We start from the raw sequence: 19,354 nt of genomic DNA, 5'->3' as shown, positions 1-19,354 counted from the left end.
TCTCATCGATACGCTCCTACTCATAGATCACGTGGACTGTGCGGCTGGTCGGCAGAGCCTGACACGTCACCACCCAGCCCTCCTCGACCTCGTCCTCATCGAGTGCGTCGTTGTTCAACATCCGCGCACTGCCCTCGACCACCTTGGCCATACAGGTTCCGCAGGAGCCGGTTTCGCAGGATGCGGGCGCCTTCAGGCCCTTCTGCCGTGCGGTCTGCAGCAGTGTGTCACCTTGCCGGTAGGCCGCGACGGTCTTTCGGCGGTCCAGTTCGATGACGACCTCCTCGCACACCTGCGCGGTGTCGTCCGTGACGCCGGGCGGCACCGAGGCCACCGTGAAACGCTCAAGATGCAGGCGTTGCTTCGGCACACCGGCGCCGAGCAGGGCCTTCTCGACGGTGTCCATGAACGGGGCGGGCCCGCAGATGTAGAAGTCCGCATCACCGACACCAGCCACGAACGACTCGACGGTCGAGGCCGTGAGCACGCCGCCGTCCTCGTCGTAGTGGTGTTCGATCGTTATCCGTCCGGCGTGCTGTTCGGCCAGGCGCGCCAGCGGTTCGGCGAAGATGACCGACTCGCGGCTGCGGTTGGCGTAGAGCAGTCTGATCGGCCGCCCCGAATCGGCCAGCGCACTGCGCACCAGAGACATGATCGGCGTGATCCCGCTGCCGCCGGCGAACGCGATCAATGGCCTCGTGTTCGAAACATTTTCGGCCAGAACGAATCTGCCCGCGGGCGGTGCGGCGTGCAGCGCGTCACCCTCGGCGGCGGTGTCGTTGATCCAGTTCGACACCACCCCGCCCGGATCGCGCTTGACGGTGATGCGCAACTCGTCGTCGACCGGCGCCGACGACATCGAGTAGCACCGGCGCAGGTCGCGCCCTCCGACGGTGACCTGCAGCGTCAGGAACTGGCCCGCCTTGTAGCGGAAGCGGTGCGAGCAGTGCTCCGGCACGTCGAGTACCAGGGACACGGTATCGCTGGTTTCGCGCACCACGCGCATGATGCGCAGTGGCGCAAACCCTGCGGAATCCCCGACTGTCAGTTCCTCAGCCATCCACGCCAGGATATCAAGTACTTGTCATTAATCTCAAGTGCTTGATACTCAGCCCGCCGAAACTGCATTCCACGCGCCCATAACCGCGAAATGACCGCGCGGAATGCGATTTCGGCGATCAGGTGTCGATGTGGTCGGCGTACAGCTCGTGGCCGGTACCCTGCTCGACCACCCGGCCGAGAAGCTCGCGCAGCGTGTCCTGCTCGGCCTTCGACAGCACGCCGAACACCTTGTCGTGCGCCGCGATCGCATCGTGGACCACCGCCGCGGCCACCTTGCGTCCGTCATCGGTCAGGAACGCCTGCAGGATGCGACCGTGCGCGGGATTCTGCTTTCGTTCGACCAGACCACGCTTCTCCAAGGCCGTGAGGGCCAGTTGCACGCCCTGCGGGGTGATCAGCAGCCGCCGGGCGAGTTCTGCACCGGACAGGCCGGGTTCGTTGGACAGCTGCCGCAACACCCCGATCTGGGCGGTGCTCACCCCGTGCTCGCTGACGGCCTCGTTCACGCTGGTCAGCGAGAAGTAGAAGGCCTGTTTGAGCAGCCAGAGGATGTTGTCGGTGAGCTCGATAGCCGCCACGTCACGCGCCTCCATGCCTAGACGTTAGCCGTCTGACCGCCGCTTTGGTCACCCCTTGTGGACGACGCCGTCCTTCATCACGAAACGCACATTGAGCATCGTCGTGATGTCGTCGCTGGGATCACCGTCGACCGCGATGATGTCGGCAAGGTACCCGGGAGCGAGCCGTCCGAGTTCGTCGTCAGCCTCGATCAGTTCCGCGCTGGTCACCGTCGCAGCGCGCAGCGCCTGCATCGGCGTCATCCCGCGGGCGACGAGGGCACACAACTCCTTGGCGTTCTGCCCGTGCGGGAACGCCGGAGCGTCTGTGCCGCAGGCGATCCGCACTCCCGCGGCGATCGCCTTGGGCAGCATCGACTGCGCCTGCGGGAAGACGACCTCGGCCTTCTTGCGCAGCTCCGGTGCGATCCGGTCGACGGCCATCGCCTCGGTGAGGTAGGTGGTCGAGACCAGGAATGTGCCGTGGTCGACCATCATCTGGATGGTCTCGTCGGTCGCGAGGAAGCCGTGTTCGATGCAGTCGATACCCGCGCGGATGCATGCGCGGATCGCACTGTCCCCGACGGCGTGTGCGGCGACCCGGACGCCGGCGCGGTGCGCCTCGTCGGCGATCGCGGCGAATTCGTCGTCGGAGTACTGCTGCGCGCCGGGAGCGGTGCTGTGCGACATCACACCGCCCGACGCGGACACCTTGATCAGCTTGGCGCCGTGGCGGATCTGATAGCGCACGCATGCCCGGACGTCGTCGACACCGTTGGCGATGCCCTCGGCGACCGACAGCGGCATGATTCCCGGAGCCAGGCGCTGGAACACCGTCGGGTCGAGATGTCCGCCGTACGGGGTGACCGCGTGCCCGGCCGGGTAGATCCGCGGGCCGACGTGCCACCCCTGTTCGATCGCGCGCTGCAGCGCGACGTCGAGCAGGTATCCGCCGGTCTTGACCATCAGGCCGAGGTTGCGCACGGTGGTGAAACCCGCGTCCAGCGTGGTGCGCGCATTGACCGCGCCGCGCAGGGTGCGGTAGGCGGGGTCGTCCTGCACCCCGTGCATCGGGCTGGGCAGTCCCTCCGGACCGCCCGGGCCGCCGATGAGCAGGTTGAGCTCCATGTCCATCAGCCCCGGCACCAGGGTCATGTCGCCGAGGTCGATGACCTCGGCGTCGACCGGCGGCTCCTCGGCCGGATCGACCGTCCGGATGCGGTTGCCGTCGACCACCACGACCGCCGGCGACCGGACCACCCCGGCCTCGACGTCGACCCACCGGGCCGCCTTGACGACCGTCGTGGTCACGGGACGGGTTCTACGTCGCAGTCCAGCGACGTGGCGCCGGTGTCGGGCACCTTCGGCTGCTTCCAGCATTCGACCGGGAACGACGCCTGGATCATCGAATGCAGCATGTGCATCAGGTTCAGCACGTCTTCGGGCAGATCGTCGAGGGAGAACTTGTCGCAGTACGCGATGGCCTCCTCGGCCCGCGCGGTGATCGCGTCGTAGAAGGCCTGCAGCTCGGCCATCGTGCTGTTCAACCGCTTCGCGTAGCGCTCCGGTTCCGAGCCCAGGCACCAGTCGGAGAACTCCTCGAGATCGGCGAATTCCGGGGGCAGTTTCGCGGTCCCGGCCACACCGTCGATGTCGACGCTCATCGTCACACCCCCGCCGTCTTGCGCCGGTAATCCTCGACCCACGCGGCGGTTTCGGCATGGAGGTGCCGGATCAGGACCTCCTGGTCGCACAGCACGAAGTCGTCCAGCACCCGCGATTCGACCATCGACTGCGTGGCCTCGAGCGTGTTGGCGTCCTGCAGCCCGTACTCCTTGAACGACACTGCTGCGAGCTCTTGGGCGATGCGTTCCCGCGGGGTGCGCGGCTGCGGGAAGTACACGGTGCCCTCGAACAGGTGGCTGTTGTAGGACGTCGGCCAATAGTGATAGGTCAGGTACCAGCCCTGCCCCCAGAACAGGATGACGAAGTTCGGGAACAGCTGGAATGAATCCAAGCCCCAAGGATCACATTTCGCCGGATTCAGGCCGGCGGGCATCTCGCCCAGATCCGGCTTGTCCCACGGACCGAAGAGCCCGCTCTGACAGATGTCCTCGATCGGCTTGCGCATCTCGTCGGCCATCTCCCAGGCGCGGACGCCGGACGTGCTGACGAGGCGGTGCGGCCCCTCGATGCGGTAGTGCGGCGCCTCGAAGCCGGCCTCCGCCGCGGCCTTCGAATATGCCGTCGGCGACTGGTTCGCGTGCAGTACCGGTGCGTGATAGAACTCCTGGAACGCGTCCATGTACAGCTTCCAGTTGGCCTTGACCTCCGAGCGGTAGTGGAAGCGCGAGGTCATGCGGTCAAACGGGTAGCCCTCCAGGTTCGTGATCATCGGCCCGAGGAACTCGCGCAGGGACTGCTCGGGCTCGGTCGCGAAATTGACGAAGATGAAGCCTTCCCACACATCGCAGTGCACCGGGACCAGGCCGTAGCGACTCTTGTCGAGGTCGAAGAACTCGCCCTCCTGCTGCACGAAGGTCAGGTTGCCGTCGAGGTCGTAGCGCCACGCGTGGTACTTGCAGGTGAACTGGCGGCACACGCCGCTGGTCTCTTCCAGTGGCATGTCGTTCCACACCAGCTTGTTGCCGCGGTGTCGACAGATGTTGTGGTAGGCCTTCACCTCGCCCGAGGTGGTGCGCACGACGATGATCGACGTGTTGACGACCTTCATCTCCTTGGTGAAGTAGCTGCCTTTACGCGGGATCTGTTCGACGCGGCCGACGTTCAGCCAGGCGCGCTTGAACACGGCCTTGCGCTCGATCTCGTAGAACTCCGGGTCGATGGAGTCCTCGTAGGACACCGGGCCGGTGCCCAGCTGCGGGTAGTGCTCAGTCCAGCTGCCTTCTGGCGGTTTGGGAAATCGGGCCATCGTCGTCTCCTGTTGACTGCCATCACTGCCGCACCGCCCCCTCGCGAAGCGACCGAACCAGTCTCGCAGGCAAACACACAGGCGCAGCTGCCTTTTCGCCATTTCGCAGGAGACGACACCGCCGACGGTATAGGGTTTGCCCGGCAATCACAAGTAGTTGATATTAACTCGGCTGACGCAACCCTGGAGGTGGCACCGTGCCCGGCGACGTGATGACACCTCCCGCACACGAACGAATCTCGCGCAACCGTGGGCCCCACGGGGGTGCCATTCTCATGAGCAGCACGGCGGTGTACTTCCTGGCCGAGGTCGGCTCCGGCTTCGGCAACATCGGGCAGGAAGCGTTCGGACTCGGCTTCAAGTTCATCGGCGAAAACATCCCGTTCATCGTGCTGCCGCCGCTGGTCCTGTATTCGATCCACCTGCCGATCGACCATCTGACCCGGCTGGCGGGGCCGCGGCCGTCAGCGCGCAGGCAGTCCGAGGATCCGCTGCACGATGATGTCGCGCTGAACCTCCGACGTGCCACCGGCGATCGTGCCGGCGAGACTGCCGAGGTAGCGAAAGAAGCGAAGGGAGAGCACGCATGCTGCACGGTGAGAAGATCTTGATCACCGGTGCCACCGGCAAGATCGCGTATCCGATCGCACGCGCCCTGGCACCCCACAACGAGGTGTGGGGTGCGGCCCGTCTGCGCGATCCGGCCGACCGCGACAAGCTCACGGCGGCCGGTGTCACACCGCTTGCGCTCGATCTCAGTATCGGCGATCTGTCCGATGTGCGAAGCGACTTCGCGTACGTCTTCCATGCCGCGGTGGACCCGGTGCCTCGAGACCAACGCACAGCGCTCGGGCGACCTGCTCTACCACTGCCGTTCGGCCAGGGGTTTCGTGCTGTGCTCGACCGGTTCGATCTACGGCTACCGGGGGCAGCGCCCGCTGACCGAGGACGACCCACCTGGGGTTCCACTGCGCGCAAACTACAGCTTCTCCAAAGTGGCCGCCGAGGCGGTGTGCGGATGGATCGCACGCCGGCACGGCATCCCGCTGACGGTCATCCGCATCTGCTCGACCTACGGACCGGAGGGCGGCGCGCCGGCCGACCGCCTCGACGCGATCCTGGCGGGCAGGCCCATTCGGTTGCATCCGGACAGGCCCAACAACTACAACCCGATCTACGAAGACGATTACGTCGAGCTCGGCATCCGCGCCATGGAGGTCGCGGCGACACCACCGCAGGTCGTCAACTGGGCCGGCAGCGAGACGGTCAGCGTCGAGGACTATTGCCGCTACATGGGCGAACTCGTCGGTGTCGCGCCGATATTCGAGTACACCCCCGACGCGCACACTCCACTGTGGCCGGATGTCACCCGTATGCACGAGGTGCTCGGAACCACGAAAGTGCCGTGGCGAGAAGGCTTCCGGCGGATGATCGACGCGCGGCGCCCCGAGATGCTGCGCGCGGCCGCGGACTGAAGGGACCCGGCAATGCAGCTACCCGGCACACCCTCCGACCAAGTCCCTGGCGTCCTGGCCGAAGGCCGCGGAGATGTCACGACCCTGTTGGTGTCCATGGCCAGACGCCACCCCGACGGTACCGACGCCGATTACCTGCGCTGGCACACCCTCGACCACCGGCCCGAGCAGCACAGGATGTCGGCGGTCCGCGCATCGCTGCGGCTGGTGTCGACGCCCGCGTGCCGCTCCGCCCGCGCGTTCAGTCGCGACCGCCACGACGACATCGACCACGTGATGACGTACTTCTTCACCGATCCCGGCGGTATGGAGTCGTTCCTTTCCCCGTCGAAGGCGCTCGGTGAAGCCGGACGGAAGCTCCCGCTGCTGCCGCCGGTCGAGCGCGGCGTCTACGACGTCGCCGAGAAGGTCGCCGCGCCGCGCGTCAAGGTCGGCGCGGATGTCCTGCCGTGGTGGCCGACGCGGGGCGTGTACCTGCTCCTCGAAACGGCCGGATCCGCGCCGACGGAGCTTCTCGATGTCGATGGCGTGGCAGGAGTGTGGTCGGCGACCACGCTGCCCGTCGGAGCGCGGCTCGCGAATGCGCCTGCCAGGCAGACCCCCTCGTACTGTTTCCTCGACGACGACCCCGTCGACACGGCGCGGCGGCTGGCGCCGGCACTGACCAGGCGCTGGCAGGACACCGGTGCGCAGCCGCTGTTCGCCGCACCGTTCTATCCGGTGGTGCCGCACGAATGGGACCGCCATGTGCCGTGATCAAGGAGCGCCATGCGCATTGGCCTGATGGTCGGCTCCGACAAGGAGCGCCCCCGATCCGACCGCCTGGCGGGCCTGCTCGCCGACGGTGTTGCCGCGGAAGCCGCCGGGTTCAGCTCGTTCTGGTTTCCGCAGGTTCCGGGCTATCTGGACGCGATGACCGCGATGGCGTTGCTCGGCGCGTCGACCACCGCCATCGAGATCGGCACGGCGGTGGTGCCGATCCAGACACGTCACCCAATGATCCTGGCGCAGCAGGCCCTGACGACGAACGCCGCGTGCGGCGGCCGTTTCACGCTCGGCCTGGGGCTGTCCCACGACTGGATCATCAACGGACAGTTGGGCCTTTCCTACGACCGACCGGTGCGCAGGCTGCGTGCCGCGCTCGACGTCCTGCAGGGGGCATTCGGTGGGCCGGGTCGGGTCGACGTCGACGTCGACAACGACGAGTACCACGTGCACAGTCCCGTCGACGTGACCGACGGCGCACCGCCGCTGCTGCTGGCCGCACTCGGACCGACGATGTTGCGTATCGCGGGGGAACAGGCCGACGGCACCATTCTGTGGATGGCCGATGAGCGTGCGATCGCCGAACACGTCGCTCCGCGCATCGCCGCCGCCGCCGAGGCGGCCGGCCGCCCGGCACCCCGCATCGTCGCCGGCGTTCCGGTCGCGCTGTGCACCAACGATCAGGCCGCCGACGCCCGCGCCCATGCCAGCGAGGTCCTCGGCCACGCCCACTTCTCCCCCAACTACGTCGCACTGCTGGAACACGGAGACGCCGCGGACGTCGGCGACACCATGGCGGCCGGGGACGAAGCGGCGGTGCTGGCACGGTTGCGCGCGTACCGCGACGCCGGCGTCACCGACCTCGCCGCACGGATCGTCCCGCTCGGCGACGACACCCACCGACGGCGCGAATCCAGCCAGCGCACAGCACAATTCCTGTCGGCAGCCCTCGCGGAGCTCTGACAGAAGCCTCGACAGACGGCCCCCGTCAGCGTCGCGACCGCACCACCGACACAATCACCGCAGCAGCCACCGACACTCCGACGGCGCACGCGAACACGCCGAGGATCAGATGGCGGGCCCATCCACCGGACGCGAATGCCGCCAGCTGCAGGGCACCGGCGAGCAGCGCCAGACAGGCGAACGCCGCCGCCGCAATCTTGAGGACCGCCATACGGTCATTCTGCCGCAGCCTGTTCGGACTGCCCGACGGCGTAGCTGCCCATGAACTCCATCGGCACGCCGCCGGTCACGTCCCCGAACTACGCTAATTAGACGTCGGTCAACTATTGGCAGCGTCGGCAGTACCTGTTAATTTCTCCACTGTGGCGGTGATCGAGCCTGAGGCAGCTGCTGACCGTGGTCAGCGCCGTGCCTCGTTCCAGCGTGCCCGGTCACGTGAGACGAAACGGATGCTCGTCCAGGCCGCGATGGCTTTGTGGCGTACCAAGGGATACGGGTCGACGACGGTCGCCGACATCTGCACCGCAGCGGGCGTCTCGAAGGCGCTGTTCTACTTCTACTTCCCCCGTAAGGAAGACGTGCTCTTCGAAGTGGGCGTGCTGTCGACCCAATCGGCACATCGCACGATCCATGGCCTGCTGAAGAAGCCCTACGAGGTCGAATCCGTGATTGAGGCGGCGTTACGAGCCTTCGAGCAGTCGATGGCACGCAATCCGCGCGAGCTCATCATCGAGACCATCCTCGAGGGCTACCGGCACGAACACCGCATCCTCGCCGACGGCAGTCCACCAGAGTTCGACGCCGACATGTTCACCGAACTCTTCACCCGTGCGCGAGCCGACGGAAAGCTGCCCGCTGCGGTGGATGTGGCGCACCTCGCCTACCTGGCGCAGACCATGGTGAGTGAAGGCGCGCGGCACTGGGCGGCCGGCGCGTTCGGCCAGCGCTCGTTCGCCACAGTGGTCACCGCCGACATCACCACGTTGATCGACGGATTGCGTCACCGCACCACGCGATAACGGCAAGGAGGCCGCCATGTGGGATTTCGAAACCGACCCCGAGTACCAAAAGGTGCTCGACTGGGCCGACGAGTTCGTCCGAGAAGAGGTCGAACCGCTGGACCTCGTGTGGCCGCATCAGCAGTTCACGCCGCTGGAAGGCAAACGGCGTGAGGCGATCGAACCCCTCAAACAGGAGGTGCGCAGCCGCGGGTTGTGGGCAACCCACCTGGGCGCCGATCTCGGCGGGCAGGGGTACGGTCAGCTCAAGCTCGCACTGCTCAACGAGATCCTGGGCCGTTCCCAGTGGGCACCGATCGTCTTCGGGTGTCAGGCTCCCGACACCGGCAACGCCGAGATCATCGCCCATTACGGCACCGATGATCAGAAGCAGCGTTACCTGCGTCCGCTGCTCGACGGCGAGCTGTTCTCCTGCTATTCGATGACCGAACCGCACGCCGGGGCAGACCCGACGATGTTCACCACGTCGGCAGTGCGTGACGGCGACGACTGGGTGATCAACGGCTGGAAGTTCTTCTCCTCCAACGCCTCGACCGCCTCGTTCCTGATTGTCATGGTAGTGACCAATCCCGATGTCAGCCCGTATCAGGGCATGTCGATGTTCCTGGTGCCCACCGACACTCCCGGGGTGAACATCGTGCGCAACGCGGGCCTGTACGGCGAAGGCGCCGAACACGGGTCACACGCGCTGATCCACTACGACAACGTCCGGGTGCCGGCCGACGCGCTGCTCGGTGGTGAAGGGCAGGCGTTCGTGATCGCCCAGACCCGTCTGGGCGGCGGCCGAATTCACCACGCGATGCGAACCATCGGGCTCGCCCGGAAGGCGCTGGACATGATGTGCGAACGGGCGCTCAGCCGCGAGACACAGGGCAGTCGGTTGTCGGACAAGCAGTTCGTGCAGGGCTACGTCGCCGACTCGTACGCCCAACTGCTGCAGTTCCGGCTGATGGTGCTGTACACCGCCTGGGAGATCGACAAGTACAACGACTACAAGAAGGTCCGCAAAGACATCGCCGCGGTCAAGGTCGTGATGCCCACCGTCCTGCACGACATCGCGTGGCGGGCGATGCAGGTCCACGGCGCGCTCGGCGTGACCAACGAGGTGCCGTTCCTCGGGATGGTGACCGGCGCCGCGGTGATGGGCCTGGCCGACGGGCCCACCGAGGTGCACAAGACGACGGTCGCGAAGCAGGTGCTGCGCGATCACCGGCCTGCGGAAGGCACCTGGCCGTCGGAGTGGATCCCGGCCAAACGGCAAGCGGCACAGGCGAAGTATGCCGACTACCTCGAACACGAGGTGGGCAACCTGTGAGCGACATCGACACAGCACGCCTCGCCGATTGGATGGACCGGGCTGCGTTGCCGGGCAAAGGCGAACCGCTGAGTGCCCGTTTCCTGTCCGGTGGCACCCAGAACGTCATCTTCGAGATAAACCGCGGTGAACACCGCTGCGTGCTGCGGATGCCGCCTCCCGGCGCGCCGGCTGACCGGGACAAAGGGATCCTGCGGGAATGGCGCATCATCGAGGCGCTGGACGGGACCGACGTCCCGCACACCGCGGCGATCGGTGTCTGCGACGACTCCTCGGTGCTGGGCCGACCGTTCTACCTGATGGGCTACGTCGACGGGTGGTCGCCGATGGACACCCACGGCAGGTGGCCGGAACCGTTCGACAGCGACCTGTCCTCTCGACCTGGGCTCAGTTATCAACTGGCCGAGGGCATTGCGCTGCTGTCCAAGGTGGACTGGCGCGCCAGGGGCCTGCACGACCTGGGCCGGCCGGACGGCTTCCACGAACGTCAGGTGGACCGCTGGATCGGCTTCCTCGAGCGGGTCAAGAACCGCGAACTGCCGGGACTCGAGGTCGCCACGGGCTGGCTGCGCGCGCACAAGCCGCTGGACTTCATCCCCGGCCTCATGCATGGGGATTACCAGTTCGCGAATGTCATGTACCGGCACGGGGCCCCGGCGCAGTTGGCCGCGATCGTCGACTGGGAGATGGGCACGGTCGGTGACCCGAAGCTCGACCTGGGGTGGATGGTGCAGTCATGGCCGTCGCTCACGCAAGGAGCGGATCGGGGCGAAGACACAGCCGACCCGGAGCCGTCGGAAATGGCGTATGTCGACATGGGCGGCATGCCGTCACGCGACGAGGTCGTCGCGCATTACGCGGCGGTGTCGGGGCGCCAGGTCGACGACCTTGACTACTACCTGGTGCTGGCGAAGTGGAAACTGGCCATCGTGCTGGAACAGGGCTATCAGCGCGCCGGTGACGACGAGAAGCTGCTGGCGTTCGGTCCGGTGGTGACAGAGTTGATGGCCTCGGCCGCCGAGCTGGCCGAGTCCACGGACTACCGGGGTTAGCCGCGCCGTGCGTGCTGCAGTGTGCCCGGTGCACGGGCCTCCCGAGGTGGTGCGCATCGAGGAGCGCACGACGCCCGGCGCCGGGCCCGGTCAGGTGCGCGTCCGAGTGGAAGCGGCGGCGGTCAACTACCCCGACGTGCTCCTGGTGGCGGGCACGTATCAGATCGAGGTTCCGCCCCCCTTTGTGCCGGGCAGCGAATTCGCCGGCGTGGTCGACGGAATAGGCTCGGGCGTCGGGGGTTTCGCCGTCGGTGACCGGGTGAGCGGGACCGGCATGTCAGGGGCGTTCGCGCAGGAGGTGGTGGTCGACGCGAAGGCCCTCGCGCACGTCCCGCACGGGATCGACGCGCGGACCGCCGCCGCGTCCGGGGTCGCCCACCGCACGGCCTACCATGCGTTGCGGTCAGTGGCGCGGCTACGCGCCGGCGAACGGCTGGTGGTGCTCGGCGCCGGTGGCGGGGTGGGTCTGGCCGCGGTGCAACTGGGTTCCGCACTCGGGGCCCATGTCGTGGCCGTGGCGTCCTCTTCCGAGAAACTGTCGGTCGCAGCGGGATACGGGGCGGCACAGGTGGTCGATCACCGAGAACGCGACTTGCGCGGCGCGCTCCGGGATTGTTTGCCAGCCGGTGCCGATGTGGTGCTCGACCCGGTCGGCGGGGCTCTCAGCGAGCCGGCGCTGCGCTCGCTGGGCCGGGGCGGGCGCTTCGTGACGATCGGGTTCGCGTCCGGCACGATTCCGAAAATCCCGTTGAACCTGGTGCTGATCAAGGGTATTCACGTGCACGGTTTCCAGTTCCAGGACGTGCCCGCCGACGAGTTCGACCGGAACGAGGCCGAGCTGCGTGAGTTGCTCGTCTCCGGCCGGGCGGTACCGCACGTCGGCGCGGTCTACCCGCTCGAGGAGACCGCGGCCGCACTGCGACTGGTCGCTGACGGTCGCGCCGTCGGCAAGGTGCTGATCGACCTGCGGTGAACCCTCAGCTGGCGGGTACCAGGTCGGCTGCCACCGAGGCCATCATGCCGCTACAGAAGATCTCGGCGGGGGCGATCGTCTGCCCGGCACCGGACGCCGCCGCCAGCGCCTGCGCTTTGAAGGCGCGGGCCGCCGCGCTGAGGCGGTGTTCGACCGGTCCCACGCTGCTGTTGAGATCGGACGGCACCGGCCCACCCCACAGGGTCACCTCGGTGGCGCCCTGGTCGAGCGCGCCGAGCACTCCGCGACGGACGCGGTCGTCGCAGCCGAACAGGTCGGCGGCCACCGCGACGGTCTGCGGGTGCGGCCGCTGTTCCCACGAGTCCAGCACAGACTCCAGGTCCGCGGTGTCGGCTCCGAGGATCTCCAGGGGGCGCACATCTTCGTCGCTGCCGACCAGCACGGTCACGTCCCAGCCCGCCATGACGCGGTCGTAGATCCAGCCACCGGCGAACCGCACCGCGTCCAGCACCGTCGGGGACACCACGTCCAGCCGGTACCTCATGTCGGTCTGGGCTGGGCCAGATCGCGGGCCAGCGACTCCGCGTACCCCTGGTACACCTCGGTCAGCGGGATTGAGGGATCGAGTAACCATTGGATCTCCATTCCGTTGATGAAGGCGAGAATCTCCGTGGCCTTGGTGGCCGCGTCGAAGTCATTGCGGTACAGCCCTTCTCGCTGACCACGAACGAGGAGGTCTTTGATGATGTCGGCCGCCGCGCGGTAACGCTTGTGCAGGCGATCGTGCAGCGGTGCATCGGGGGCGAGATTCTCGGCCAGCAGCACCATGAAGGTTCCGACCAGCTCGGGTGACCGTTCGAAGCGTTTGGGCACCCGGGTGAGCTCGGCGATGAGGTCGCCGGACCGGTCGGCGTGCGCGTCGTCGTCGGCGTCGCGCGCGTCGAGCACCGCGTTGAGCAGTTGCTCCTTGGACTCGAAATGGTGCAGCAGACCTGCGGGCGTGACACCGGCTTCCCGGGCGATCTGCGCGAGAGAGGTGCTGCGCCATCCGTTGCGCGCCAGCAGCCGCTCCGCCACGGCCAGGATCCGCTGGCGGCGGTCCTCACCTTTGGCGAACAACGTCGCGTACGGCCTCCTGGGTGATCCCAGATCCGGTCCGGCGGGCTCAGGGGCTGACACTGGTCTCCTCGGCGCTTAACCAACCTAGTGAACACACAGTAGGTAGGTTTGGCCGCTGTGACAAGGGTCTCAGCACAATTGGGTTTAGGCGGCCGTCACAGGGCCGACCAGCTGCAGGTCAGGCTGTTTGTCAGGCCAAATGCCAGTTACAGACCGAGCGACTTCGCGATCATCACCTTCATGACTTCGCTCGTGCCCGCGTAGATGCGGGCCACCCGGGCATCGGTGTAGAGCCGCGCGATCGGATACTCCATCATGTAGCCGTAGCCGCCGAAGAGCTGCAGACAGCGGTCGACCACCCGCTGCTGCATCTCCGTGCAGAACAGCTTCGTCCTTGCCGCATCGGCGCCGGTGAGCTCTCCCTCGACGTGCAGTGCGATCGCCCGGTCGAGCATCGCCTGGGCCGCTTCCACCTCTGTCGAGCAGGCGGCGAGTTCGAACTTCGTGTTCTGAAACGACGCCACCGGCGTGCCGAACGCCTTCCTGCTGCGCGTGTACTCGATCGCGGCGGCGATGGCCGACCGTGCCTGGGCCACCGAACCCACCGCCACCGTGAGCCGCTCCTGGGCCAGGTTGTGGCCCAGGTAGCCGAACGCCTCGTCCACGTCACCGAGCACGTTGGCAGCGGGAACTCGGACGTCGACGAAGGACAGTTCGGCGGTGTCCTGGACCTTGCAGCCCATCTTCTCCAGCTCGCGTCCCCGGGTGAACCCCGCCATGCCGTCCTCGACCACCAAGAGAGTCAGCCCTTTGCGGCGGTTGTCGGGATCGGTGGACGTGCGCGCGACGACGATGACCAGATCGGCCTGCATGCCTCCGGTGATGAAGGTCTTGGCGCCGTTGACGATGTAGTCGTCTCCGTCACGCACCGCGGTCGTGCGCATACCCGCGAGGTCGGACCCGGTACCCGGCTCCGTCATCGCGATCGCCGTCAACAGCTTTCCCGACGCCAGCCCGGGGAACCAGCGGTCACGCTGCTCGGCATTCGCGTAATGCAGAAAATAGGGCAGGATCACCTCGAGCTGGGTGCGCACCGTCGACAAGGTGACGAGCGCGCGTGCCGCCTCCTCCTGCAGCACCACGTTGTACCGGTAGTCGGGTTGTCCTCCACCGCCGTACTCCTCCGGGATGGCCACGCCGAGTATTCCGAGCTCACCCATCTGCTCGAAGACCTCGCGCGGCATCCGGCCGCCCTTCTCCCACTGCGGATAGTGGGGAACGACCTCCTTCTCGACGAAATCGCGTGCGAGTTCGCGGAAAGCCTCATGGTCTTCGGTGAACAGATCCCTACGCATGTCAGGACTCCTTGCCTATTTGACGAGTTCGACCAAGGTGGCGTTCGCGGTGCCCCCGCCCTCGCACATGGTCTGCAGCCCATAACGAATGCCGTTGTCCCGCATGTGATGAATCATCCGTGTCATCAGCACCGCACCCGAGGCCCCGAGCGGATGGCCGAGGGCGATCGCGCCGCCGAGCGGGTTGAGCCTGGCCTCGTCGGCGCCGGTGTCGGCCAGCCAGGCCAGCGGTACCGGTGCGAACGCCTCGTTGACCTCGTACACCCCGACCTCGTCGAGACTCACGCCCGCCTTGTGCAGCACCATCTCAGTGGCGGGAATGGGCCCGGTGAGCATCAGTATGGGGTCGGCACCGGTCACCGCTCCGGCACGGTACCGGACCAGCGGGGCCAGGCCCAGGTTCACCGCGTTCTCCATCGTGGTCACGAGCAGCGCCGCGGCGCCGTCGGAGATCTGCGACGAGTTGCCCGCGTGGATGACCCCGTCCTCGGTGAACGCCGGCTTGAGGCCGGCCAGTTTCTCGACGGTGGTGCCGCGCCGGATGCCTTCGTCCTCGGTGACCACACTGCCCGCGACCTTGCCGTCCCCGTCCGTCCCGCCCGTGGCTGACTCGCTGGTGTGCGCGATGAAGACGGGCACAATCTGGTCCCTGAACGCGCCCGCGTCCTGGGCCGCTGCGGCACGTTCGTGGGACTGCGCGGAGTACTCATCGAGACGGGTGCGGGAGAAACCCCACTTCTGCGCGATCATCTCGGCCGAGATGCCCTGATTGAACGAGAAATCCTCATAGCGGGCAAGGACTTTCGGCCCGTACGGCATGCCGGTGGCGCGTGCGGCGCCCAGCGGGACACGGCTCATCACCTCGACCCCGCCGGCCACCACCATGTCCTGCTGCCCGGACATGACGGCCTGCACGGCGAAGTCCAGCGCCTGCTGGCTCGACCCGCACGCCCGGTTCACTGTGGTGCCCGGGATGTGTTCGGGCCAGCCGGCGGCCAGCACCGAATACCTGCCGATGTTGCTCGACTGGTCCCCCACCTGCGAGACACAGCCCCAGATGACGTCGTCGATCATGTCCGCGCCCACCCCGGTGCGTTCCACGAGTTCGTTGAGTACCACTGCCGACAGGTCGGCCGCGTGCTGTTCGGACAGACCGCCCTTGCGCTTACCCACCGGTGTGCGCACGGCACCGACGATGACCGTCTCCCGCATGATCTCTACTCCTCATCCTTGTCGGTGGCGTCGTCATACAGGGCCCACGCCCCGGTGAACGCCGGATCGCGCTTGGCCGCGAACGCGGCGTAGGCCTCGCCCGAATCCGCGGTCGCGAAGTTACCCGGTTGCGCGCGCGCCTCGTTGGCCAGCGCCTCGCGCAGTGTCGCGTTGGCGCCGTCGTTGAGCAGAGCCTTGCTCTGCGCCAGCGCGAAGGGGGGCCCGCCGGCCAGCCGGCCGGCGAGGTCGTCGACGAACGCGTCGATCTCGTCGCCGGACTTGACCCAGGTGACGAGGCCCAGCGCGTGCGCCTCGTCGGCGCCAATCATGTCGGCGAGCAGCACCAGGCGTTTGGCCTGCTGCAGTCCGACGAGCCTGGGCAGCAGCCACGAACCGCCGAGGTCGACGGACAGCCCGCGTTTGGAGAAGATCTGGCAGAACCGTGACTCCGGCGTGGCGACCACCAGATCGCAACCGAGCGCCAGGTTCCAGCCCGCACCGACGGCGATGCCGGTGACCTTCGCTATGGTCGGCACGGCGAGCTCGTGCAGCGCCAAAGCCACGTCGGTGAGGCGGTCCAGCTTGTAGCGCGGATGGATCTGCTCACCGGTACCGATGTCGGCTCCCGAACAGAACGCGCCACCGGCACCGGTGAGCACCAGCGCCCGGATGCCGCGGTCCCGCTTGAGCTGCCGCAGGGCATCGGCGAGTTCGACCCACAGCCGGGCGTCGAGCGCGTTTCGCCGCTCGGGGCGGTTCAACGTCAGCGTGCGGACCCCGTCGCGGTCTGACGACAGCAGCACCTCCTCAGCCACGGTAGGCCGGCCCGATCACGCCGTCTGCCCGCAGCCGGTTCAATTCCTCTGCGCTGACCCCGATCTCGGTGAGCACGGCGTCGGTATGCTGCCCGAGTCCGGGGATCGCGCCCATCGGCTGTTCGAAGTCGCTGATCACCGGCGGTGGACGCAGCGCCTGGATGTCGCCTTTCGGTGTGGCGACGGTGCGCCACCGGTCGCGGGCGGCCAGATGCGGGTGCACCACGACCTCGCTTGGCTTGTTGTAGCGGGAGTTCCCGATCCCGGCCGCGTCAGCCGTTTTCTGGATGTCGGCCAGATCATGCCTAGCACACCAGTTTCCGATCGCTTCCTCGAGAATCTCGCGGTGCGCGCACCGATCGGAGTTGGTCGCGAAACGGGGATCGTCGGCCAGATCGGGGCGGTCGATGATCTCGCGGGCGACCCGCTGCCACTCGCGGTCGTTGGTGGTGCCGAGCACGACGGTCTGCCCGTCCCGGGTCGAGAACGCGCCGTAGGGCGCCACCGCGGGAGACCCGACGCCGAGCGGTTCCTGGTCGATGCCCGAATGCTGGGTGTAGGTCAGCGCGTACCCCATCACATCGGTCATCACGTCGAAGAGGCTCAACTCCACCGACGGTGCGGGCGTTGCCCCCGGTCGGTGGGCCCGCCCGTACAGCAGGGCCAGGATCGAGATCGCCGCGTACAGACCCGTGCTGAAATCAGCCATCGCGGGACCAGGTTTGGCGGGCATGCCCGGATAGCCGGTGATCGCACACGAGCCCGATTCCGCCTGCACCAGAAGGTCGTACGCCCGCTTGTGCGAGATCGGCCCGCCCGGGCCGTACCCGTCGATCTCCACCGGAATCACGTCGGGGTGCCGCACCGCGAGGTCTGCCGGGGCGATGCCCAGCCGCGCCGTCGCGCCCGGGGCCAGGTTGGACACGAACGCGTCGGCGCGGTCGAGCAACCGGTGCAACAGCTCCAGGCCCGCCGGCGACTTCGTGTTCAACGTGACCGATTCCTTGCCACGGTTGCACCACACGAAATGCGCGGCCAGGCCGCCGGGCCCGTTCACGACGTCGTCGTAGTCGCGGGCGAAGTCACCGCCGTTGGGGTTCTCCACCTTGATGATCCGGGCGCCGAAGTCGGCCAGCACACGGGTGCACATCGGAGCGGCCACGGCCTGCTCCATCGCGACGATGGTGACCCCGGCCAGGGGTGCCGCGCCGGTCTGAGGACTGCTCACCTGTTCAGATAACCATGCGGCCGTCGACCGGCGGCACCTGCCCGGGGTGCCGGGACGCCACGATCGTGCAGACCCACCTAGTAGCTCCTGGGCAGGCCGAGCACATGCTCGCCGAGGAAGTTCAGGATCATCTCCTGGCTCACCGGCGCGATCTTCATCAGGCGTGACTCACGGAAGTAGCGGGACACGTGGTACTCCTCGGAGTAGCCCATGCCGCCATGCAGCTGCAAGGCACGGTCGGCTGCTCCGAACCCGGCGTCGGCGCACAGGTATTTCGCCGTATTCGCCTCACGCCCGCAGGGTTTGCCGTTGTCGTACAGCCAGGTGGCTTTCCGCAGCACCAGCTCGGCGGCGTCCAGGCGGGCCAGCGAGTCGGCGAGCGGGAATTGCAGTCCCTGGTTCATGCCGATGGGCCGGTTGAACACGTGGCGCTCGTTGCCGTACTTGACCGCCTTCTCCAGCGCGACCCGTCCGATGCCGAGCGCCTCGGCTGCGATCAGCATCCGCTCGGGGTTGAGCCCGTCGAGGATGTACTTGAAACCCTTGCCCTCCTCGCCCACCCGGTCCTCCACCGGCACCATCAGGTCGTCGACGAAAAGCTCGTTGGAGCTCACCGCGTTGCGGCCCATCTTGTTGATCGGCCGGATGTCCACGCGGTTGCGGTCCAGGTCGGTCAGGAACAGGGTCATACCGTCGGTCTTCTTGGTCACCTGGTCATACGGCGTGGTGCGGGTGAGCAGCAGGATCTTCTCGGACTCAAGAGCTTTGGAGATCCACACCTTGCGGCCGTTCACCCGGTAATGGTCACCTTCGCGCTTGGCGGTGGTCGTGATGCGCGAGGTGTCCAGCCCCGCACCGGGTTCGGTCACCCCGAAGCACACGTGCAGGTCGCCGTCGACGATCCGGGGCAGGGTGCGGGCTTTGAGCTCGTCGGAGCCGTGCTTGACGACGGGCTGCATGCCGAAGATCGACAGGTGGATCGCGCTGGCGCCGTTCATCGCCGCACCCGAACGCGACACCTCTTCGAGCAACAGCGTGGCCTCGGTGATCCCGAGACCGTGTCCGCCGTATGCCTCGGGGATGGTCATACCGAGCCAGCCGCCCTTGGCGATGGCGTCGTAGAACTCCTGCGGGAACTGGTGGGCCTGGTCCTTCTCCATCCAGTAGTGGTCGTCGAACCTGCCCGCCAGTTCCGCCACCGACTTGCGGATCAACTCCTGATCCTCGGTCAGTTCGAAACTCATACCGCCCGGCATAGCTGCCTCTCCTCTGCTTCAAACCGCCGAAATCGCGTTCCACGCGGTCATCGCGCGACTTTCCGCGCATGGAATGCGATTTCGGCAGGGGCTTGCTCAGTCTTTGTTGCCCGTGATCGACTTGGCGCTGGCCGCGAAGTCGGCGAAGGTGGCGCCGGTCTTCTCCTTGTGGGATAGGGCTTGGATGGAGACGTCGTGTCCTTCGGCGGCTTTGCGTAGGGCTCCGACGGTGGCCTGGTCTTTGGGGATGTGGCTGAACGCGTCGAAGTGATACCAGCGCATCGCGTTCTGGTAG

19 protein-coding genes and 3 pseudogenes are annotated in these 19,354 nt (G+C 67.0%); 8 read left to right on the top strand and 14 right to left on the bottom strand.

Going from position 1 to position 19,354, the window contains the following annotated elements:
• Positions 1–16: 16 nt before the first annotated feature.
• From ACXMYJ_RS11740 to ACXMYJ_RS11720, 5 genes are all read right to left on the bottom strand, one after another.
• On the bottom strand, positions 17–1,060 hold the full coding sequence (locus ACXMYJ_RS11740) for a 2Fe-2S iron-sulfur cluster-binding protein (RefSeq protein ID WP_460356295.1): 1,044 nt from the start codon (positions 1,058–1,060) through the stop codon (positions 17–19).
• A gap of 118 nt (positions 1,061–1,178) precedes the next feature.
• Positions 1,179–1,631: a MarR family winged helix-turn-helix transcriptional regulator gene (locus ACXMYJ_RS11735; RefSeq protein ID WP_260758203.1), complete on the bottom strand. Its 453-nt coding sequence runs from the start codon at positions 1,629–1,631 to the stop codon at positions 1,179–1,181.
• A gap of 57 nt (positions 1,632–1,688) precedes the next feature.
• On the bottom strand, positions 1,689–2,930 hold the full coding sequence (locus tag ACXMYJ_RS11730; RefSeq protein ID WP_460356293.1) for a metal-dependent hydrolase family protein: 1,242 nt from the start codon (positions 2,928–2,930) through the stop codon (positions 1,689–1,691).
• Entirely contained in the window at positions 2,927–3,283 is a 357-nt protein-coding gene (locus ACXMYJ_RS11725) for a hypothetical protein (RefSeq protein WP_460356291.1), read from the bottom strand. The genes ACXMYJ_RS11730 and ACXMYJ_RS11725 overlap by 4 nt, the downstream gene beginning before the upstream one ends.
• Positions 3,284–3,285: 2 nt before the next feature.
• Positions 3,286–4,551: an aromatic ring-hydroxylating oxygenase subunit alpha gene (locus ACXMYJ_RS11720; RefSeq protein WP_260754495.1), complete on the bottom strand. Its 1,266-nt coding sequence runs from the start codon at positions 4,549–4,551 to the stop codon at positions 3,286–3,288.
• Positions 4,552–4,811: 260 nt separating this feature from the next.
• Between ACXMYJ_RS11720 and ACXMYJ_RS11715 the strand changes: the two are divergent.
• The 4 genes and pseudogenes from ACXMYJ_RS11715 to ACXMYJ_RS11700 all read left to right on the top strand — a co-directional run.
• A pseudogene (locus ACXMYJ_RS11715) lies at positions 4,812–5,009 on the top strand (emopamil-binding protein); the annotation flags it as partial.
• Between the two features lie 128 nt (positions 5,010–5,137).
• Positions 5,138–6,026, top strand: a pseudogene (locus tag ACXMYJ_RS11710) (NAD-dependent epimerase/dehydratase family protein).
• 12 nt (positions 6,027–6,038) lie between these two features.
• A complete protein-coding gene (locus tag ACXMYJ_RS11705; RefSeq protein ID WP_460356288.1) occupies positions 6,039–6,782 on the top strand; it encodes a hypothetical protein in 744 nt (247 codons plus the stop codon).
• A gap of 12 nt (positions 6,783–6,794) precedes the next feature.
• Positions 6,795–7,754 carry a TIGR03564 family F420-dependent LLM class oxidoreductase gene (locus ACXMYJ_RS11700; RefSeq protein ID WP_460356286.1) on the top strand — a complete coding sequence of 320 codons (960 nt, stop codon included), beginning with the start codon at positions 6,795–6,797 and terminating at the stop codon, positions 7,752–7,754.
• A 25-nt stretch (positions 7,755–7,779) separates the two neighbouring features.
• On the opposite strand, the gene ACXMYJ_RS11695 is transcribed toward ACXMYJ_RS11700, so the two are convergent.
• Positions 7,780–7,965 carry a hypothetical protein gene (locus tag ACXMYJ_RS11695; RefSeq protein ID WP_260754500.1) on the bottom strand — a complete coding sequence of 62 codons (186 nt, stop codon included), beginning with the start codon at positions 7,963–7,965 and terminating at the stop codon, positions 7,780–7,782.
• A 238-nt stretch (positions 7,966–8,203) separates the two neighbouring features.
• On the opposite strand from ACXMYJ_RS11695, the gene ACXMYJ_RS11690 reads away from it, so the two are divergent.
• The 4 genes from ACXMYJ_RS11690 to ACXMYJ_RS11675 are packed head-to-tail and all read left to right on the top strand — an operon-like array spanning position 8,204 to position 12,113.
• The gene (locus tag ACXMYJ_RS11690) at positions 8,204–8,773 is read left to right on the top strand and encodes a TetR/AcrR family transcriptional regulator (protein ID WP_443188832.1); all 570 of its coding nucleotides are present in this window, start codon (positions 8,204–8,206) and stop codon (positions 8,771–8,773) included.
• 16 nt (positions 8,774–8,789) lie between these two features.
• On the top strand, positions 8,790–10,088 hold the full coding sequence (locus ACXMYJ_RS11685) for an acyl-CoA dehydrogenase family protein (protein WP_460356284.1): 1,299 nt from the start codon (positions 8,790–8,792) through the stop codon (positions 10,086–10,088).
• A 32-nt stretch (positions 10,089–10,120) separates the two neighbouring features.
• Positions 10,121–11,140 carry a phosphotransferase family protein gene (locus ACXMYJ_RS11680; RefSeq protein WP_260758205.1) on the top strand — a complete coding sequence of 340 codons (1,020 nt, stop codon included), beginning with the start codon at positions 10,121–10,123 and terminating at the stop codon, positions 11,138–11,140.
• 7 nt (positions 11,141–11,147) lie between these two features.
• Positions 11,148–12,113 carry an NADPH:quinone oxidoreductase family protein gene (locus tag ACXMYJ_RS11675; RefSeq protein ID WP_460356282.1) on the top strand — a complete coding sequence of 322 codons (966 nt, stop codon included), beginning with the start codon at positions 11,148–11,150 and terminating at the stop codon, positions 12,111–12,113.
• A 4-nt stretch (positions 12,114–12,117) separates the two neighbouring features.
• On the opposite strand, the gene ACXMYJ_RS11670 is transcribed toward ACXMYJ_RS11675, so the two are convergent.
• The 8 genes and pseudogenes from ACXMYJ_RS11670 to ACXMYJ_RS11635 form a co-directional block, all read right to left on the bottom strand.
• Positions 12,118–12,618, bottom strand: coding sequence for a hypothetical protein (locus ACXMYJ_RS11670; protein WP_260754503.1), 501 nt, complete (start codon positions 12,616–12,618; stop codon positions 12,118–12,120).
• Positions 12,615–13,253 carry a TetR/AcrR family transcriptional regulator gene (locus tag ACXMYJ_RS11665; RefSeq protein ID WP_260754504.1) on the bottom strand — a complete coding sequence of 213 codons (639 nt, stop codon included), beginning with the start codon at positions 13,251–13,253 and terminating at the stop codon, positions 12,615–12,617. The genes ACXMYJ_RS11670 and ACXMYJ_RS11665 overlap by 4 nt, the downstream gene beginning before the upstream one ends.
• 146 nt (positions 13,254–13,399) lie before the next feature.
• Positions 13,400–14,548 carry an acyl-CoA dehydrogenase family protein gene (locus ACXMYJ_RS11660; RefSeq protein ID WP_260754505.1) on the bottom strand — a complete coding sequence of 383 codons (1,149 nt, stop codon included), beginning with the start codon at positions 14,546–14,548 and terminating at the stop codon, positions 13,400–13,402.
• Between the two features lie 15 nt (positions 14,549–14,563).
• Positions 14,564–15,760, bottom strand: a complete 1,197-nt coding sequence (locus ACXMYJ_RS11655) for a thiolase family protein (protein ID WP_460356277.1) — start codon at positions 15,758–15,760, stop codon at positions 14,564–14,566.
• Positions 15,761–15,765: 5 nt separating this feature from the next.
• On the bottom strand, positions 15,766–16,563 hold the full coding sequence (locus tag ACXMYJ_RS11650; protein WP_460356382.1) for an enoyl-CoA hydratase/isomerase family protein: 798 nt from the start codon (positions 16,561–16,563) through the stop codon (positions 15,766–15,768).
• A gap of 4 nt (positions 16,564–16,567) precedes the next feature.
• Positions 16,568–17,803, bottom strand: coding sequence for a CaiB/BaiF CoA transferase family protein (locus ACXMYJ_RS11645; RefSeq protein ID WP_396884593.1), 1,236 nt, complete (start codon positions 17,801–17,803; stop codon positions 16,568–16,570).
• Positions 17,804–17,880: 77 nt separating this feature from the next.
• Entirely contained in the window at positions 17,881–19,047 is a 1,167-nt protein-coding gene (locus ACXMYJ_RS11640; protein ID WP_460356275.1) for an acyl-CoA dehydrogenase family protein, read from the bottom strand.
• A 108-nt stretch (positions 19,048–19,155) separates the two neighbouring features.
• Positions 19,156–19,354, bottom strand: a pseudogene (locus ACXMYJ_RS11635) (amidohydrolase family protein); the annotation flags it as partial.

Source organism: Mycobacterium sp. ZZG (assembly GCF_054786995.1).
This window is presented reverse-complemented; position numbering and strand designations above follow the sequence as displayed.

Bases quoted from the DNA above. Each gene is read 5' to 3' on its own strand.
- ACXMYJ_RS11740 (WP_460356295.1), bottom strand. From the start codon at position 1,060: ATGGCTGAGGAACTGACAGTCGGGGATTCCGCAGGGTTTGCGCCACTG.
- ACXMYJ_RS11725 (WP_460356291.1), bottom strand. From the start codon at position 3,283: ATGAGCGTCGACATCGACGGTGTGGCCGGGACCGCGAAACTGCCCCCG.
- ACXMYJ_RS11720 (WP_260754495.1), bottom strand. From the start codon at position 4,551: ATGGCCCGATTTCCCAAACCGCCAGAAGGCAGCTGGACTGAGCACTAC.
- ACXMYJ_RS11705 (WP_460356288.1), top strand. From the start codon at position 6,039: ATGCAGCTACCCGGCACACCCTCCGACCAAGTCCCTGGCGTCCTGGCC.
- ACXMYJ_RS11700 (WP_460356286.1), top strand. From the start codon at position 6,795: ATGCGCATTGGCCTGATGGTCGGCTCCGACAAGGAGCGCCCCCGATCC.
- ACXMYJ_RS11695 (WP_260754500.1), bottom strand. From the start codon at position 7,965: ATGGCGGTCCTCAAGATTGCGGCGGCGGCGTTCGCCTGTCTGGCGCTG.
- ACXMYJ_RS11690 (WP_443188832.1), top strand. From the start codon at position 8,204: ATGCTCGTCCAGGCCGCGATGGCTTTGTGGCGTACCAAGGGATACGGG.
- ACXMYJ_RS11685 (WP_460356284.1), top strand. From the start codon at position 8,790: ATGTGGGATTTCGAAACCGACCCCGAGTACCAAAAGGTGCTCGACTGG.
- ACXMYJ_RS11680 (WP_260758205.1), top strand. From the start codon at position 10,121: ATGGACCGGGCTGCGTTGCCGGGCAAAGGCGAACCGCTGAGTGCCCGT.
- ACXMYJ_RS11670 (WP_260754503.1), bottom strand. From the start codon at position 12,618: ATGAGGTACCGGCTGGACGTGGTGTCCCCGACGGTGCTGGACGCGGTG.
- ACXMYJ_RS11660 (WP_260754505.1), bottom strand. From the start codon at position 14,548: ATGCGTAGGGATCTGTTCACCGAAGACCATGAGGCTTTCCGCGAACTC.
- ACXMYJ_RS11655 (WP_460356277.1), bottom strand. From the start codon at position 15,760: ATGCGGGAGACGGTCATCGTCGGTGCCGTGCGCACACCGGTGGGTAAG.
- ACXMYJ_RS11640 (WP_460356275.1), bottom strand. From the start codon at position 19,047: ATGAGTTTCGAACTGACCGAGGATCAGGAGTTGATCCGCAAGTCGGTG.